Here is a 14,092-nt window from a genome sequence, read left to right on the forward strand (position 1 = left end):
ATGACACCCGCTGCGCCATGCCTGCCGAAAATTCCGATCTTTGTTATGCGCTGCTCGATGACGCCGATGCCAGCGCCGTCCAGCCGCGTTCGCGCCTGTACACGGGCTACCTGCGCACACTGATCTGCCACCAACATACCGACTTGCCGCAGCTGCTGGACCAGTTGCAGCAGACCGATACCCCGGCAGTGCTGCTGATGTCGTACGAATTGGGTGCGGCGCTGCAAGGCATCGCGCCACACACCGAGACCGCGCCACTGGCGCAGGTGCTGCTGTTTGCACGCTGCGAGCTGCTGGATGCCACCCAGGTCGGCGCCTGGCTGGCAGCGCGCAGCGATGCCGCCCCGGCGGGCGTGGCCAACCTGCGCAACAGTGTCACGCCGCAGGCCTTCGAGGACGCCATCGGTCGCATTCGCGCCCTGATCCAGGCTGGCGACACCTATCAAGTCAATTACACCTATCGGGTCCGCTTCGACGCGTTCGGCACACTGCCGGCGCTGTATGCCCGCCTGCGCGCGCGGCAGCCGGTGCCGTACGGCGCGTTGATCGCGCTGCCCGATGGTTCGGCAGTGCTGTCGCTGTCGCCGGAACTGTTCATTACGCATCGCGCCGGCGAACTGCTGGCACGTCCGATGAAGGGCACCGCAGCGGCCAGCGGCGACGCCGCCCGGGACGCGCTGGCCGCCACCGAGTTGGCAAGCGACCCCAAGAATCGCGCCGAGAACCTGATGATCGTCGACTTGCTGCGAAATGATCTCGGCCGCGTTGCCGTCACCGGATCGGTCGCGGTGCCGCAGCTGTTTGCGGTCACGCGCTATGCCGATCTGCTGCAGATGACCTCGACCGTCACTGCGCAATTGCGTGCCGATGTCACGCTGACCGGCGTGATCGACGCGCTATATCCGTGCGGCTCGATTACCGGCGCGCCGAAACATCGCACGATGCAAATCATCCGCGCACTCGAACCCGACCCACGCGGGCTGTATACCGGCGCGATCGGCTGGTTTGATCCGGCCACCGCGCCGGGGCGCATTGGCGACTTCTGCCTGTCGGTGCCGATCCGCACGCTGGTCCTGCAGCCGCCCGGCACCGGCGGAGTGCGCGCCGGCGAGATGGGAGTGGGCGCCGGCATCGTGCATGACAGCGAGGCCGCCAGCGAGTTTGCCGAATGCCGCCTGAAGGCAGGCTTCCTGGCCGGCATGCCGAACACCTTTGCGCTGTTCGAAACCATGGCGGTATCGCGTGCCGATGGCTGTGCCTTGCTGGAACGGCATCTGCACCGGCTGGCCGGCTCGGCGCGCTATTTCGGCTTCAGCCTGGATGAAGCCGGCCTGTGTCAGGCGGTGGCGCAGGCATGCGCGACCTTGCCCGATGCCCAGGCGTACCGCTTGCGGCTGGCGCTGGAACAGGATGGTCGCTGGTCAATCCAGACCGCACCGGTGGCGCCATGGCCCGGTGTTGCGCGGCTGTTGCTGGCAACCCGGCCGACCGCTTCGGACGACCTGTTCCTGCGTCACAAGACCACGCACCGCAACCAGTACGATGCAGCGTGGCGCGAAGCCGAGGCGCAGGGCGCCTTCGACATGCTGTTCTACAACGAGCGCGGGGAAATCACCGAAGGCGCGCGCAGCAACCTGTTCGCGCAAATCGATGGCGCGTGGCTCACGCCGCCGCTGTCGGCGGGTGTGCTGCCCGGCGTGATGCGTGCCCGATTGCTGGACGATCCGGCCTGGGCGGCGCGCGAATCCAGCCTCACGCGCGACGACCTGCAGCGCGCGCAACGGCTGGTGGTGTGCAATGCCTTACGTGGCGTGCTGCCGGCGCAATTGCTTACGCCTGGGTATTGACCACGTTGCCGGCCGCACCGGCGCCTGCGACATTGCTCGACAGCGCTTTCAGGAACGACGTCAGCGTGGCCTTGCTGCCGCTGTCGCCAAGTGCGCTGAGCAAATTCTTGAAGCTCTGGTCCAGACTCGACGTACTGCTGGTTGCCGTCGCGCTGTTGCCGGTGTCGCTGCTGCCGGTGCTGCTGGTGCTGCTTCCAGTGCCGGCACTCAATTTCTGAATCAGCGATTGCAGATCCTGCTCCAGTTTGCCGGCGCCGCCGCCAAACGCCGGGGTGCTGGCACTGCCGCCAGCCTGCTCGGTACTGGACCCGCTGTTCTGGGATTGCAGCGTTTGCAGCAGGCTCTGGAAGAACGCGCCGAAGGCCTGCGGCGCATCGGTCTTGCCGGCGCTGGCGCTGCTGGAGGTATCGGTGCTGGCCGTCACTGTCGTGCTGTCGGTGCTGTCGGTGCTGGAGGTTACGCCGAGCGATTTCAATGCCGACGTGACGGCGTCGAGCAGAGGATTACCGCCGCCTGGCGGTGGGCCGTCCGGTGGCGGCGGGCGCACACCTTGATTGCGACTGGCCGTGCCGGTTTGCTGAAGCTGGGACCGCGATGTGCTGTTTGACACACTGGCAACGCTCATGATGATTCCTTCGAAAAGGGGTGGGGAGGTATCAGGATTATCGGCGCGAGTCGGGCCGGGCAAGATGGCGGCAGGTGTAAATCCACGTAAAGCCGCAGCCGCCCGATGCGCCCCGTCAGGATGCCTGGATCGGCAGCGCGGTCTCGACCCGCAGGCCGCCGTCGGGCTCGTTGAAGGCCCGCACCTGTCCACCATGGCCGCGGATGATCTGGCGCGCGATGGTCAGGCCGAGCCCGTGTCCGGCCACCGCACCGGCACTCTCGGCGCCACGAAAAAAGGGTTGGAAAATCGCCTCCAGATCGGCGTCCGGAACACCGGGCCCGCGATCGATGACGCTGACGCAGACATGCTTGCCGGAGCCGTCGATGGCCACCCGCACCGTGACCGTACTGGCGGGCGCGGTGTGCTTGACGGCGTTGCGCACGATGTTTTCCAGGGCGCTGTGCAGCAACTCCGCACTACCCGCCACGATCGTGCCGGACTCGCCCACCAGCACCACCTGCCGGGCCGCCGGTGCGCCTTCGAAGCGGGCGTCATTGACGATCTCGGCCAGCAAATCGTCGAGCACGATGTCGTCGCGAGGTTCGACGCCTGGCTCCGATTCCAGCCGCGACAGCGTAAGCACCGCGCCGACCAGCTTGTCCATGCGCTGGTTGTCGCGCTCAATCCGTTCGAGCAGATCGGCGCTGCGATCCGGTTGCTGGCGGGCCAACCCGATGGCAATTTGCTGCCGCGCCAGCGGCGAGCGCAGCTCGTGCGACACGTGGTGCAGCAGGCGGCGCTGGCCCTCGATCAGCGTTTGCAACTGCTGCGCCATGCGGTCGAATTCACGCCCCAGATCGGCCAGCGCATCGTGCCGTGCGCCCATCGCTTGCTGCAGGTGCGGCCGCAGGTTGCCGCTGGCCACGGCACTGAAGGCATCGCGCAATTGCCGGATCGGCCGAAAGAAATAGCGCGCCAGCAGCGCGGCGAATAACAGACTGGCCAGCACCGACGTCAGCAGCGGCAGCAGCGGTCCGAACTGGCCGTTGCGCGGCGGCTGACGGTCCGCTTGTCCGTTCGGACTGTGCGCCGAAAACAACAGCCAGCGCCGGCCATCCGGCGCCGTCACCTGGCGTGCCAGTGGCCGTGCCGCCGCCAGTGTTTCCGGCGACAGCGGACGATTGGCGATGTCGCGCCCGGCGGCATCCACCGCGTACACCACGAACGGTCCCATGTGGGCAAGCAGCGCACGCAACGCAGGTGCACCGCCATGCTGCAACGTGGAGGCGGCCGCTTCCAGGCTGAAGGTGGCTGGCGGACTGCGATCGGGCCCGGTATCGGCTTGCTGGCGCAGATGGGTCAGCCAGATCGTTCCGCCAATGCCAAATGACGCGGTCAGTTGCGCCAGCAGGATAAAGAAGAAGAATTTCCAGAACAGCTTGACCATCCGTCAGTCCCGAATCAATTGATAGCCCTGCCGGAACACGGTCTGAATGCACGCGGCGTCGCTGATGCGCGCCAGTTTCTGGCGGATGCTCGACAGATGCACATCGATGTTCCGGTCGAACCGCGCCAGCGGGCGACCCAGCGCCTGTTCCGACAGCGCGGCCTTGCTGACCGGCCGACCGGCATGCCGCATCAACACCTCGAGCAGGTTGAATTCGGTACTGGTCAAGGCTACCGGCTGGCCACCGTACTCGATGCGGCGCTGGGTCGACCACAGCACCAGCGCGCCGGCCATGATCGGCGGCTGGATGGCGCTGTCGCCGCCCTGGCTGCGGCGCAGGATGGCGCGGATGCGTGCGCTCAGTTCGCGCGGCGAACAGGGTTTGGCAACGTAATCGTCGGCCCCGAGTTCGAGTCCCAGGATGCGGTCGGCATCGTCGCCGCGGGCGGTCAGCATCAGGATCGGCAAGGTACTCTGCAGGCGGATGCGTTGCAGGGCGGCCAGGCCATCCGAGCGCGTCATCATCACGTCCAGCACGGCCAGCTGGAAATTGCCGGTCAGTGCCAGCGCCACGCCCGCTTCGCCGTTATGCGCGACGCTGACAGCGAAACCGTCCTGTTGCAGGTAGTCGCGCAGCAGCTGCACCAGTTCAACGTCGTCGTCGATCAGCAGAATGTTGTGCATGGTGTGGTTTCGGAGAAGATGCAACGGCGTTCAGGATAGCCAATCGGCCTGCCGTCGCCGGGAACTTTACCTGGCTTTACACCGGCGTCGTGCCCGCTGTCAGTTGGCCGACGCCAGCGCGCGTCGCGGCGCCACCGTCACCAGCCAGGTCGCCAGCACCACCAGGGCGCATCCGGCCAGCGTCGTGATGCTGATGACTTCGCCCAGGAACAGCGCACCCCACACCAGCGCAAACAGGGGAATCAGAAAGGTCACCGTCAGCGTTTTGGTCGGACCAATATCGGCCAGCAAGCGAAAATAGATGAAGTAGGCCACCGCGCTGCAGATTGCCGCCAGCGCCAGAACCAGCAGCAGAATCTGCAAGGTTGGCTCGGAGCGCATTGGCGCCAGCGGCAGCGCGGGCAGCAGCACCGCCGCGGCGCCGAGTTGCGAACCGGTCGCCATCAAGCCGGGCGCGATGCCGGCCGAACGCAGTTTCGAATACGCGCCGCTGCTGGCATAGCAGACGGTCGCCAGCAGACAGGCCAGCGCCGCCAGCAGCACCTCCGGCGTGAACTGCACCGGCCCCAGCCGCACCAGCAACGCAACCCCCGCGACGCCGCAGAACAGGCCGACGATCTTGCGCGCACCAAGCGGCTCGCTCAGCACCGCGGCGCCGATCAGCGCCCCCCATAGCGGACTGGTGGCATTCAGGATGGCCGAATACCCCGCCGGCAACGTCAGCGCAGCATAGGCGTACAGCGAGGCGGGTAGCGCCGAATTGACCGTGCCGATAATCAGGTATTGCCGCCAGTTGGCGCGAAACCGCATTGGCTGTGCAGTGGCAACCATGAAGACCAGCATCAGCAGCCCGGCAATCCCGACGCGCAGCTCGGCCGTCCACAATGGCCCGAGTACCGGGGCGATCAGGCGCATGAACAGGAAGGAGGCGCCCCAGATGGCGGCGAGGGCAAGCAGTCGGATCAGGTCAATGGTACGCATGGCGGGAAACCGGGAATTCGGAAGTGCAGAGGATAAGGCATTGCCGGATTGGCCGTTGGCCAAAATCGGACGTGCAAGGCGAGAGCCTGTTGGCACGGCGCAGCACGTAAAAAAAGCCCCTTGCGGGGCTTTCGTCTGAACTGCTGCAGGAGCAGTCCGGTGTTACAGCGATTTGCGTCGATACAGCGCCAGACCCATCAGGCCCAGACCGGCCAGCAGCATCGCGTAGGTGCCTGGCTCAGGCACTGCCGAGACTTGCGCCAGACCGACGGTGACACCGTAATATTTTTCCTGGCGTGGCGTGACAAACGAAATGTCGGTGAACGAGCCGATGAATTGCAGTGTGCCGTTGCCTTCATTGCCGACAATGCTGTTGCCATTGGCCAGAAAGGTGCCGCCGCCCCATAACCCGGCACCACTGCTGAGAATCGTGAATGGCATCGTGAAGTCGAGCGAGGCCGAGCTGGTGACGTCGCCGGCCCCGCCCTGCCCGAGGCTGAAGATGGCAAAGTAGGGATTGATGACCGCCGAGGAAAAGTGGAAATTGTTGATGGTGCTATTGCCACCCTGCATCTTGATCGAACCGTTCGCGCCCGGCGTGTTGATCACGTTGGCGCTAGTAAACGAGCTGGTCACGCCATACACATTGCTACTGTAGTCGACTCCAATCTTATCACCGGTATAGGTGACGGTAATGGCGGCATTGTCTTGTTTGGTGGCGCCACTGAGGTCGTCGTTCCATTGGGTCCAGTTGACGGGCGCAACATCGGCCAGGGCTGACAACGGTGCGATCAGGGCGGCAAGGATGGTCAGGCGGGCTAATTTTTTCAAGGTGTTCTCTTTTATTGGTGTTTTTCGGCAAGCAAACTTTGCCATCAGACGCGCCGAACGGATGTCCGAATTGATTAATATCAATCAACTAACGTGAGACTAGCCGGACGAAGACAATCTGACAAGACGGCAACTGTTAAATATGGTCACTTCCCCGTTACAGCCAGCGATGCGGGCCGGTGCAACGCTACGCAATCAATCCCATTCGTCGACCGGAATCGCTTTCAGGCGCAGATGCGCCCGGCTGACCTCGATCTGCGTCGCCGCATCGAGCTGCAACGCGCGCTGCACCTGTCCGACCAGGATCAGTTTCTCGCCGCGCCCATCCGGGTACGTCATGGCAGCCCGGTTACGTCGGTCGCGACCAGCGTCGTCGTAGCGCAGATGGTGGTACAGCGCGATCGACTTGCTGTCCTCGGCGACAAACAGGTCCATTGAATCGCCGGCCGGTGCGATGTCACACAGATACACCACCTTGCTGTGACCGCTGGCCTTGTCGACCACGACAACGATTTCGATCATTACATCGGCGCGCATGGCGTCCTCCCAAAAAGTTGACCTGATTCTACCCGCCAAACACGCGCAGCCCGTCGAGATTCAATATCGTGATGCCACCGTAATCGACGCTGAGCAAGCCGTCCTTTTCCAGCACCTGCAGCGCCTGGTTGGCACGCTGGCGCGAGGTGCCGCACAGGTAGCCGATTTCTTCCTGCGAAATCTGCAGTTGCAGGCCGCTGCCGGGATTCAGGTACGGATTGAACAGCGCCGCCAGGCAACGCGCCACGCGGGTGTCCGGATCGAGCATGCGATCGTATTCGACCAGCGAGATGAACAGCCCGAGTCGTTCGTTCAATTGCATCAGCAGGAAGCGGTTGAAGGCAATGCTGTTATCGAGCAAGAACGTGAACGTCGCACGCGGCATGTACGCCAGCCGGCTTTCGCGCAGCGCCACCACATCGTATCGGCGCACCTCGGTCTTCAGCACCGAGCCTTCGCCAAACCAGCCGCCACGGCCCATGCCGGTGAAGGTGACGGTCTTGCCCTCGGGCGAGACGCTGCTCATTTTCAGCAGTCCCGAGATGACGCCAATCCAGTGATCCACCGGCTCGCCCTTGCGGCAGGCAAAGCCGCCGGCCGGCACCACGCGTTCGCCCATGTCGCGCAGCACGCGTTCGCTCTGCGACGGCGTTAGCGACGGCGCCCACAGGGTCGAATCGAGAAAAGCGGTCATGCCGGCAGCGTCAGTGCTCATGGTGCGATGCGTCATCGATAGTTGGCAAACAGGTGGGTGATTGTCGGGCAAACGACAACCGGGGCGCAAATTCCGCTCTAGACTCAATTCAGGAAAAAAAGCTGCGCGGCCATTGTATGCGGTGGCGCAAACAAAGCGGGAAAACAGTAAGAGTGGTGTCAGCTTGACCGCACACACTCGGTTATCAACGCACAGAGGCGACCGCAGAGTCGCGCTGCCGCAGTACCAGGACAACGAGGACCATGGTGGAGACAACAACCAACCTGCACGGGATGACTTTCCCGCGGCTGCTGCTGCAACACGCGCAGCAACGCCCTGACAAGCCCGCCTTTCGTGAAAAGGATCTTGGGATCTGGCAAGCGACCAGCTGGTCGCAGGTCGCCGACGAAGTGCGCGCGCTGGCCTGCGGACTGGCGGCGCTGGGCTTCAGGCGCGGCATGAATCTGGCCATCATTGGCGACAATCGCCCGCGCCTGTATTGGGCGATGTCGGCGATGCAGTGCCTGGGTGGCGTGCCGGTGCCGCTGTACCAGGATGCGCCGGCGGCCGACATGGCCTATGTGCTCGATGACGCCGAAATCGACTTTGCCGTGGTGGAAGACCAGGAGCAGGTCGACAAACTGTTCGAGATCAAGCAAACCCAGCCGCACCTCGCCGAGCGCATCCACCACATCATCGTCGACGACGAACGCGGCCTGCGGCATTACGCGCAACCGGAACTGTGCGCCTACGCCAAATTGCAGCAGATCGGCCGCGAATTCGATCGCGCCAATCCCGACTTCTTCATGCAGGAAGTCGGCCTCGGGCAACCGGCCGATACCGCCGTCATCCTGTACACCTCCGGCACCACCGGCAAGCCCAAGGGCGTGTGTCATTCGCATGCCGCGATGATCACCACCGCCGCCAATCTGGTCGCCTTCGATCATCTGACCGACCGCGATGACGTGCTGTGCTATCTGCCGCTGGCGTGGGTCGGCGACTATCTGTATTCGTTCGCCCAGGCGCATGTTGCCGGGCTGTGCCTGAACTGTCCGGAGTCGCCGCAAACGGTGATGACCGATCTGCGCGAAATCGGCCCGACCTACTATTTCGGCCCGCCGCGCGTGTACGAAAACATTCTCACGCAGGTGATGATCCGGATCGAAGACGCCAGCTGGATCAAGCGTCGCCTGTTCCATCATTTCATGGCGGTGGCGCGCCGCGTCGGCATTCGCATCCTTGACGGCAGGCCGGGCGTGAGCCTGCTGGACCGACTCGAGTATGCGCTCGGCCAGCTGATCATCTACGGCCCGCTGAAGAATGTGCTGGGACTGTCGCGCATCCGTGTCGCCTACACCGGCGGCGAAGCGATCGGGCCGGACCTGTTCGACTTCTACCGCTCGCTCGGCATCAACCTCAAGCAGCTGTACGGCATGACCGAAACCTGCGTGACGGTGTGCATGCAAACCTCCGGCGACGTCAAGCTCGACACCGTCGGCAAGCCGATGGCCGGGGTCGAGATCCGCATCGACGATAGTGGCGAAGTGATGGTGCGCTCGGCCGGTCTGATGACGGGCTACTTCAAGCGTCCCGATGCGACTGCCGAAGCGATTGATGCGGCCGGCTATTTCCATACCGGCGACGCCGGCTTTATCGACGCCGACGGCCACCTGAAAATCATCGATCGCGCCAAGGACGTCGGCAAGATGGCCGATGGCGCGATGTTCGCGCCGAAGTACATCGAGAACAAGCTCAAGTTCTTCCCGTTCATCAAGGAAGCGGTGGCGTTCGGCGACCAACGCGCGCAGTGCAATGCCTTCATCAACATCGATATGGATGCGGTCGGCAACTGGGCCGAGCGGCGCGGCCTGGCCTACAGCGGCTACACCGATCTGGCCGCGTTGCCGGCGGTGCTGGATCTGGTGACCGAATGCGTCAACAAGGTCAACGCCGATCTGGCGCACGACCCGCTGGTGGCCGGTTCGCAGATCCATCGCTTCATGATCCTGCACAAGGAGCTTGATCCGGATGACGACGAACTGACCCGCACGCGCAAGGTGCGGCGCGGCTTCATTGCCGAAAAATACGCGGTGCTGATCGATGCGCTGTATTCGGACAAGACGTCGCAGTACATCGAAACCCAGGTCAAGTTCGAAGACGGCCGCAAGGCGCTAGTCGCGGCGGACCTGCAGATTCGCGATGCCAAAACCTTTGCCGCCATCCGGCGCGCTGCCTGATCGGAACGCATGACTACTCAACGACAAATCGGCAACGTGATTCTGGACCTGCAGAATATTTCGCTGGCCTTTGGTGGCGTCAAGGCGCTCACCAATATCTCTTTCGATGTCAAGGAACACGAGATCCGCGCCATCATCGGCCCCAACGGCGCCGGCAAGAGTTCGATGCTCAACGTGATCAACGGCGTGTATCACCCGCAGCAGGGCGACATCACCTTTCACGGCGAAAAACGTCACGCAATGAATCCGACCCGGGTCGCGCACCAGGGCATTGCGCGCACGTTCCAGAACATCGCGCTGTTCAAGGGCATGACGGTGCTCGACAACATCATGACCGGCCGCAATACGCGCATGAAGTCGGGACTGCTGGCACACGCGCTGTGGTGGGGCCCGGCGCGCAACGAAGAAATCGCGCATCGGCACAAGGTCGAGGAAGTGATCGACTTCCTGGAGATCCAGCACATCCGCAAGACACCGGTCGGACGCTTGCCATACGGTTTGCAAAAACGCGTCGAACTGGCGCGCGCGCTGGCCGCCGAACCGAGCCTGCTGCTGCTGGACGAGCCGATGGCCGGCATGAATGTCGAGGAGAAGCAGGACATGTGTCGCTTCATCCTCGATGTGAACGACCAGTTCGGCACCACGATTGTGCTGATCGAACACGACATGGGTGTGGTGATGGACATTTCGGATCGCGTGGTGGTACTCGACTACGGCAAGAAAATCGGCGATGGCACACCCGATGAGGTGATGGCCAATCCGGATGTCATCAAAGCCTATCTCGGCACCGCGCACTAAGGGAACCACATGAAATTCTTTTTCGAAGTTCTGCTCAGCGGGATGCTGTCGGGCCTGATGTATTCGCTGGTCGCACTGGGTTTCGTGCTGATCTACAAGGCCTCCGGCGTGTTCAATTTTGCCCAGGGCGCAATGGTGTATTTCGCCGCGCTGTCGGTGGTCGGCCTGATCGACCGTGGCTTGCCGATGTGGGCCGCAGTGATCGGCGGTTTTCTGGTAATGCTGGCGGTGGGCCTGTCGACCGAGCGCTTCGTGCTGCGCAAGCTGGTCAACCAGCCGCCAATCACGCTCTTTATGGCCACCATCGGGCTGTCGTTTTTCCTCGAAGGCCTGGGGCCGCTGCTGTTCGGCAGCGGCGTGCGCGCAATCGACCTGGGCATCGTCGACGAGCCGATCCAGTCGATCATGGACAGCACCGGCATCGGGCTGTCCAAGTTCGACCTGTTCGCGTCCGGGATGGTGATTCTGCTGGTCGCGCTGCTGGCGCTGTTTTTCCAGAAAACCAAGATCGGCCGGGCCCTGCGCGCCGTGGCCGATGACCATCAGGCGGCGCTGTCGCTGGGCATTCCGTTGCAGCATATCTGGGCGATTGTCTGGGGCGTGGCCGGTTTTGTCGCGCTGGTGGCCGGCATGTTGTGGGGTTCCCGCAATGGCGTGCAGTTTGCGTTGACGATGACGGCGCTGAAGGCCCTGCCGGTGCTAATCCTCGGCGGCTTCACCTCGGTGCCCGGCGCAATCGTCGGCGGACTGATCATCGGCGCCTCCGAGAAGCTGGCCGAGATCTATATTCCGCCGGTAATGCAAAGCGCCTTCGGCGGCAATTTCGGCGGCATCGAAGGCTGGTTCCCGTATGTCTTCGCGCTGCTGTTTCTGCTGGTCCGGCCGGAAGGCCTGTTTGGCGAAAAACACATCGACCGCGTTTAATTCACGTTCAGAGGAATCACCCCATGTTTTATCGCGAAGCCGGCCAGTTCAAGACAAGCTACATCGCCGACAGCCAGATTTTTCCGATTCGCCAGGACCGCGTCGGCATGGCGCTGGTGCTGGCAATTGCCTTCATCGCCATTCCGCTGCTCGGTTCCGAGTACTGGTTTTCCGCCATCCTGATTCCGTTCCTGGTGCTGGCGCTGGCCGCACTGGGCCTGAATATCCTGACCGGTTACGCCGGCCAGCTGTCGCTGGGATCAGCCGCATTCATGGCCGTCGGCGCCTACGCCGCCTACAACTTCCAGCTGCGTATCGAAGGCATTTCGATCCTGCTGTCGTTCGTGCTGGCCGGGCTGTGCGCGGCCGGCGTCGGCGTGCTGTTCGGCTTGCCGTCGCTGCGCATCAAGGGCTTCTATCTGGCCGTGGCGACGCTGGCGGCGCAGTTCTTTGTGGTCTGGGTGCTGACCAAGTTTGCCTGGTTCTCGAACAACAGTTCCAGCGGCGTGATCAGCGCGCAGAAGCTCGAGCTGTTCGGCTATGCGATCAACTCGCCGATGAAAAAATACCTGTTCGTGCTGGCCATCGTCAGCGTGATGGCGCTGCTGGCGAAGAACCTGGTGCGCTCCGGTACCGGGCGCGCCTGGATGGCGGTGCGCGACATGGACGTGGCGGCAGAAGTGATCGGCATTCCGCTGATGCGGACCAAGCTGCTGGCGTTTGCGGTCAGCTCGTTTTATTGCGGCGTGGCCGGTGCGCTGTACGCGTTCTGCTATCTCGGTTCGGTCGAGCCGGATGGCTTCTCGCTCGACCTGTCGTTTCGCATCCTGTTCATGATCATCATCGGTGGCGTCGGCAGCATCCTCGGCGCCTTCCTCGGCTCGGCGTTCATTCTGCTGCTGCCGATCCTGCTGGACAATTTTTTGCCGCCGCTGGCCGCCTTGCTGCATCTGCCGTTCACCAACGAAGCGGTGTCGCACATTCAGCTGATGGTGTTTGGCGGCCTGATCATTTTCTTTTTGATTGTCGAACCACACGGCCTGGCGCGGCTGTGGCAAATCGCCAAAGAGAAGTTGCGCCTGTGGCCATTTCCGCACTGACTTCCCGGCATCCCGCATCAAACCCGCAACCCAATGAAGGAGACAGCATGACAAACCTAAAACAACTACTGCTTGCCGCCGCCACCGTCGCGAGCCTGTTCGCGCCGCTGACCGACGCCGTCGCGCAAGCCAATGACCAGTTCATCGCCATCCCCAGCTATCGGGTCGGCCCGTACGGCGGCAACGGCCAGTCGTTCTACGGCGGCTATGTCGATTACCTGAACTACGTCAACGTCAAGGAAGGCGGCGTCAACGGCGTCAAGCTGTCGTGGGAAGAGTGCGAAACCGAATACAACAATGCCAAGGGCGTCGAGTGCTACGAGCGCCTGAAGAACAAGAACCCGACCACCAAGGGCACCGCCTACAACGTGATGGCGACCGGCATTGCCTATGCGCTGATCGACAAGTCGGTGGAAGACAAGGTGCCGCTGATGATGGTTGGTTATGGCCGCACCGATGCCGTCGATGGCTCGGTGTTTCCGTACGCGTTTCCGCTGGTGACGACCTATCAGATGCAGGCCTCGGCCATCGTCAAGTATCTGGCGTCCAAAAATGGCGGCTCGCTGGCAGGCAAGAAGATCGCCTATCTGTATCACGACTCGGCCTATGGCAAGGAGCCGATCGGCGCACTCGAAGCGGAAAGCCTGATCGGCAAGTTCGCGCTGGTCCAGATTCCGGTCGCGCATCCCGGCAATGAGCAGGGCGCGCAGTGGTTGCGGATCCGGCAGGAAAATCCCGACTATGTGATTTTTTGGGGCTGGGGCGTGATGAACCAGACCGCCTTGAAGGCGGCGCAAAAGGTCGGCTACCCGCGCGACAAGATCATCGGTTCGTGGTGGGCCGGCTCGGAAGAGGACACGATTCCAGCCGGTGAAGCCGCCAAGGGTTACATGAGCGCCACCTGGAACGTGACCGGCAAGGGCGTGCCCCTGATCGCCGACATCGACAAGGTGCTGTACGAAGCCGGCAAAGGCAACATGCAGGACAAGGCCAAGGTCGGCACCATCCTGTACAACCGCGGCGTGTCGGTGGCGATTGCCACGGTCGAAGCCATTCGCACCGCACAGGCCAAGTATGGCAAGGGCAAGGTCATCAGCGGCGAACAGATGCGCTGGGGCCTGGAGAATCTGAATATCACCAGCGCCCGCCTCGGCCAGCTCGGCGCGACCGGTCTGCTGCCTGAGATCAAGACCAGCTGCGACAACCATGAAGGTTCCGGCAAGGTCAAGATCCAGCAATGGGACGGCACCAAGTGGAACCTGATTTCGGATTGGATCGAGGGCAACAAGAGCCTGATCCATCCGCTGTTCAAGGCCAATGCCGCCAAGTACGCCAAAGAGAAAAACATCACGCCGGCCTGCATGAAGTAAGCATTTCCCCGTGCGTCGATGGCGACGCACGGACT

At 62.9% G+C, this 14,092-nt stretch carries 13 protein-coding genes; 6 read left to right on the plus strand and 7 right to left on the minus strand.

The genetic code is table 11. The annotated features are described in order from the left end of the window. Positions 1-17 precede the first annotated feature (17 nt). Positions 18-1,847, plus strand: coding sequence for a bifunctional anthranilate synthase component I family protein/class IV aminotransferase (locus RCH09_RS01345; protein ID WP_326939219.1), 1,830 nt, complete (start codon positions 18-20; stop codon positions 1,845-1,847). On the opposite strand, the gene RCH09_RS01350 is transcribed toward RCH09_RS01345, so the two are convergent. From RCH09_RS01350 to RCH09_RS01380, 7 genes are all read right to left on the minus strand, one after another. Next, complete coding sequence (locus RCH09_RS01350; protein WP_326939220.1) at positions 1,831-2,472, minus strand: hypothetical protein; 642 nt, start codon at positions 2,470-2,472, stop codon at positions 1,831-1,833. The genes RCH09_RS01345 and RCH09_RS01350 overlap by 17 nt on opposite strands. 115 nt (positions 2,473-2,587) lie before the next feature. Further along, positions 2,588-3,901 carry a HAMP domain-containing sensor histidine kinase gene (locus RCH09_RS01355; protein WP_326939221.1) on the minus strand — a complete coding sequence of 438 codons (1,314 nt, stop codon included), beginning with the start codon at positions 3,899-3,901 and terminating at the stop codon, positions 2,588-2,590. A 3-nt stretch (positions 3,902-3,904) separates the two neighbouring features. Next, the gene (locus tag RCH09_RS01360; protein ID WP_326939222.1) at positions 3,905-4,585 is read right to left on the minus strand and encodes a response regulator transcription factor; all 681 of its coding nucleotides are present in this window, start codon (positions 4,583-4,585) and stop codon (positions 3,905-3,907) included. A 99-nt stretch (positions 4,586-4,684) separates the two neighbouring features. After that, a complete protein-coding gene (locus tag RCH09_RS01365) occupies positions 4,685-5,566 on the minus strand; it encodes a DMT family transporter (protein ID WP_326939223.1) in 882 nt (293 codons plus the stop codon). Positions 5,567-5,728: 162 nt separating this feature from the next. Next, a complete protein-coding gene (locus RCH09_RS01370) occupies positions 5,729-6,397 on the minus strand; it encodes a PEP-CTERM sorting domain-containing protein (RefSeq protein WP_326939224.1) in 669 nt (222 codons plus the stop codon). 195 nt (positions 6,398-6,592) lie between these two features. Beyond that, complete coding sequence (locus RCH09_RS01375; RefSeq protein WP_326939225.1) at positions 6,593-6,934, minus strand: hypothetical protein; 342 nt, start codon at positions 6,932-6,934, stop codon at positions 6,593-6,595. A 28-nt stretch (positions 6,935-6,962) separates the two neighbouring features. Next, positions 6,963-7,649 carry a Crp/Fnr family transcriptional regulator gene (locus RCH09_RS01380; RefSeq protein ID WP_326939226.1) on the minus strand — a complete coding sequence of 229 codons (687 nt, stop codon included), beginning with the start codon at positions 7,647-7,649 and terminating at the stop codon, positions 6,963-6,965. A gap of 242 nt (positions 7,650-7,891) precedes the next feature. Here RCH09_RS01380 and RCH09_RS01385 point away from each other — a divergent pair, with 242 nt between their 5' ends. The 5 genes from RCH09_RS01385 to RCH09_RS01405 are packed head-to-tail and all read left to right on the plus strand — an operon-like array spanning position 7,892 to position 14,057. Continuing rightward, positions 7,892-9,865, plus strand: a complete 1,974-nt coding sequence (locus tag RCH09_RS01385) for an AMP-dependent synthetase/ligase (protein ID WP_326939227.1) — start codon at positions 7,892-7,894, stop codon at positions 9,863-9,865. 9 nt (positions 9,866-9,874) lie between these two features. Continuing rightward, complete coding sequence (locus tag RCH09_RS01390) at positions 9,875-10,663, plus strand: ABC transporter ATP-binding protein (RefSeq protein ID WP_326939228.1); 789 nt, start codon at positions 9,875-9,877, stop codon at positions 10,661-10,663. 9 nt (positions 10,664-10,672) lie between these two features. After that, on the plus strand, positions 10,673-11,587 hold the full coding sequence (locus tag RCH09_RS01395; RefSeq protein WP_326939229.1) for a branched-chain amino acid ABC transporter permease: 915 nt from the start codon (positions 10,673-10,675) through the stop codon (positions 11,585-11,587). A 23-nt stretch (positions 11,588-11,610) separates the two neighbouring features. Further along, a complete protein-coding gene (locus RCH09_RS01400) occupies positions 11,611-12,687 on the plus strand; it encodes a branched-chain amino acid ABC transporter permease (RefSeq protein WP_326939231.1) in 1,077 nt (358 codons plus the stop codon). 47 nt (positions 12,688-12,734) lie between these two features. Continuing rightward, positions 12,735-14,057 carry an ABC transporter substrate-binding protein gene (locus tag RCH09_RS01405; protein WP_326939232.1) on the plus strand — a complete coding sequence of 441 codons (1,323 nt, stop codon included), beginning with the start codon at positions 12,735-12,737 and terminating at the stop codon, positions 14,055-14,057. Positions 14,058-14,092 lie beyond the last annotated feature (35 nt).

The organism is Actimicrobium sp. GrIS 1.19 (assembly GCF_035984655.1).
GTDB lineage: Bacteria > Pseudomonadota > Gammaproteobacteria > Burkholderiales > Burkholderiaceae_D > Actimicrobium.